Genomic DNA, 3,375 nt, shown 5'->3' on the forward strand with positions numbered 1-3,375 from the left:
AAAAAAAGACGGCCATACCATTCGGTATGACCGTCTTTTCTTATTAATCAGCGACTACCTATCCTCCCAGGCCGCTTCCAGCCAAGTACTTTCGGCGTATACGAGCTTAACTACTGTGTTCGAGATGGGAACAGGTGGATCCTCGTAGCTATCGCCACTGAATTTGTCAGAGCTTGTACTCTGAAAACCACATAGAAGTGTAGATTATGTAAGTTACACATTAGATAATTTCTGAAAAGAATAGTGCTACTTTATGTTCGGCAGCTGTGAATTTTACTTCGTAAAATTTTACGCTACGAACTAAGAGATTCACTACGATTTATGCGACACTTTCGTTCCTTTAAATCGTGTTCACTACTTATAAGTAAAGCCCTCGATCTATTAGTACCAGTCAGCTCCAAGCCTCACAGCTCTTCCACACCTGGCCTATCAACCATGTCGTCTACATGGGATCTTACTAACTTATGTTATGAGAAACCTCATCTCAAGGCTGGTTTCACGCTTAGATGCTTTCAGCGTTTATCCGTCCCGAACGTAGCTACCCAACTGTACCCTTGGCAGGATAATTGGTACACCAGCGGTTCGTCCACTCCGGTCCTCTCGTACTAGGAGCAGCCCCCTTCAAGTTTCTTGCGCCCGCGATGGATAGGGACCGAACTGTCTCACGACGTTCTGAACCCAGCTCACGTACCACTTTAATCGGCGAACAGCCGAACCCTTGGGACCTACTTCAGCCCCAGGATGTGATGAGCCGACATCGAGGTGCCAAACCTCCCCGTCGATATGGACTCTTGGGAGAGATTAGCCTGTTATCCCCAGGGTAGCTTTTATCCGTTGAGCGATGGCCCTTCCACTCGGCACCACCGGATCACTAAGCCCGACTTTCGTCCCTGCTCGACCTGTCCGTCTCGCAGTCAAGCTCCCTTCTGCCTTTACACTCTTCGAGCGATTTCCGTCCGCTCTGAGGGAACCTTTGGGCGCCTCCGTTACATTTTCGGAGGCGACCGCCCCAGTCAAACTGCCCGCCTAAGACTGTCCGGGAGGGTGTTAGTCTCCCCGTTAGAATTCAATTATGGAAAGGGTGGTATCCCAACAATGACTCCACTAAGACTGGCGCCCTAGTCTCTACGTCTCCCACCTATCCTGTACATTCAATAACTAAATTCAATCTTAGGTTGCAGTAAAGCTCCATGGGGTCTTTCTGTCCAGTCGCGGGTAACCTGCATCTTCACAGGTACTTCAATTTCACCGGGTCCCTCGTTGAGACAGTGCGCAAGTCGTTACACCTTTCGTGCGGGTCGGAACTTACCCGACAAGGAATTTCGCTACCTTAGGACCGTTATAGTTACGGCCGCCGTTTACTGGGGCTTCAATTCAGAGCTTCGGATTACTCCTAACCCCTCCTCTTAACCTTCCAGCACCGGGCAGGTGTCAGCACCTATACATCAGCTTTCGCTTTAGCAGGCACCTGTGTTTGTGGTAAACAGTCGCTTGCGCCTCTCTTGTGCCACTCATTCATGCTCCAAGCGTTACTGCTCTTCACACTACATGAGTCCTCCTTTTCCCGAAGTTACGGAGGCATTTTGCCGAGTTCCTTAACGAGGGTTTTCCCGCGCACCTTAGGATTCTCTCCCCGCCCACCTGTGTCGGTTTCGGTACGGGTAGTATGTCTCTACCTAGAAGCTTTTCTCGGCAGTGTAGAATCAATCAGTTCGTCACTATTTCTAGTAACTCCTCATCACGCCTCAGCTTTTGAAATGGTGGATTTGCCTGCCACTTCACCTACACGCTTAAACACGAATTTCCATCCTCGTGCTGACCTATCTTACTGCGTCACTCCATCGATCAAACAATTCATACTAGTACAGGAATTTCAACCTGTTGTCCATCGCCTACGCTTTTCCGCCTCGGCTTAGGTCCCGACTTACCCTGAGTCGACGATCGTTGCTCAGGAACCCTTAGGCTTTCGGTGGAAAGGATTCTCACCTTTCTTTTCGCTACTCATACCGGCATTCTCACTTCTTACCAGTCCACAGCTCCTTCCGGTACTGCTTCAATCCAATAAGAACGCTCCCCTACCCAAATACATTACTGCATTTGCCACAACTTCGGTTCTGTACTTTAGCCCCGGACATTTTCGGCGCAGAGTCTCTCGACCAGTGAGCTATTACGCACTCTTTAAATGGTGGCTGCTTCTAAGCCAACATCCTGGTTGTTTTAGAAATTCCACATCCTTCGCCACTTAGTACAGCATTAGGGACCTTAGTTGGTGGTCTGGGCTGTTTCCCTCTTGACTATGGGCCTTATCACTCATAGTCTGACTCCCATGTATAAGTATAGCCATTCGTAGTTTGACTAGGTTCGGTACCCGGTATGGGCCCTAGCCCGATCAGTGCTCTACCGCCTATACTCTCTCCATGAGGCTAGCCCTAAAGCTATTTCGGGGAGAACCAGCTATCTCCGTGTTCGATTGGCATTTCACCCCTATCCACAGCTCATCCCAAAGCTTTTCAACGCTCACGAGTTCGGTCCTCCACACAATTTTACCTGTGCTTCAACCTGGCCATGGATAGATCACTACGGTTTCGGGTCTACTATTACTAACTATTCGCCCTGTTCAGACTCGCTTTCGCTTCGGCTCCATGTTTTCCACTTAACCTCGCTAGTAACAGTAACTCGCCGGTTCATTCTTCAATAGGCACGCCGTCGCGCTGCAATTATACGCGCTTCGACTGTTTGTAGACATACGGTTTCAGGTTCTCTTTCACTCCCCTCCCGGGGTGCTTTTCACCTTTCCCTCACGGTACTATGCGCTATCGGTCCATACTGGTATTTTGCCTTGGAGGGTGGTCCCCCCTGCTTCCCACAAGGTTTCACGTGTCTCGTGGTACTCTGGATACTGTCCCATGCATGCAAGATTTCGAGTACAGGGCTTTCACCTTCTACGGCTGTGCGTTCCAGCACGATTCTTCTATCTCATTTACACTTGATGACAGTCCTCAACCCCGGTTCGGTTTCCCGATCCGGTTTGGGCTCTTCCCCGTTCGCTCGCCGCTACTAGGAGAATCTCGTTTGATTACTCTTCCTCTGGGTACTTAGATGTTTCAGTTCCCCAGGTGCCCTCCTCATACTCTAAGGTATGGGTGACGGAACATAACTTCCGCCGGGTTCCCCCATTCGGAAATCTACGGGTCAAAGGTTGCTTGCACCTCTCCGTAGCTTATCGCAGCTTACCGCGTCCTTCATCGGCCAGTATAGCCAAGGCATCCACCGTACGCCCTTAAAATCTTTACTTAGATTTTTAAGACTTGCGTCTCGCCTGTAGCTTAACCTACTCTTTATAAATCAGAGAATTTTTTCCTAATGTGCTTGGTC

At 49.5% G+C, this 3,375-nt stretch carries 2 rRNA genes; both read right to left on the minus strand.

Annotated features, from left to right (window positions below):
* Nucleotides 1-45: 45 nt before the first annotated feature.
* A 5S ribosomal RNA gene (gene rrf, locus EO126_RS10605) occupies nt 46-162 on the minus strand.
* 199 nt (nt 163-361) lie between these two features.
* Nucleotides 362-3,294: ribosomal RNA gene (locus EO126_RS10610) — 23S ribosomal RNA — on the minus strand.
* Between the last annotated feature and the right edge of the window lie 81 nt (nt 3,295-3,375).

Source organism: Veillonella seminalis (assembly GCF_003992065.1).
Classification (GTDB): Bacteria; Bacillota; Negativicutes; order Veillonellales; family Veillonellaceae; genus Veillonella_A; species Veillonella_A seminalis.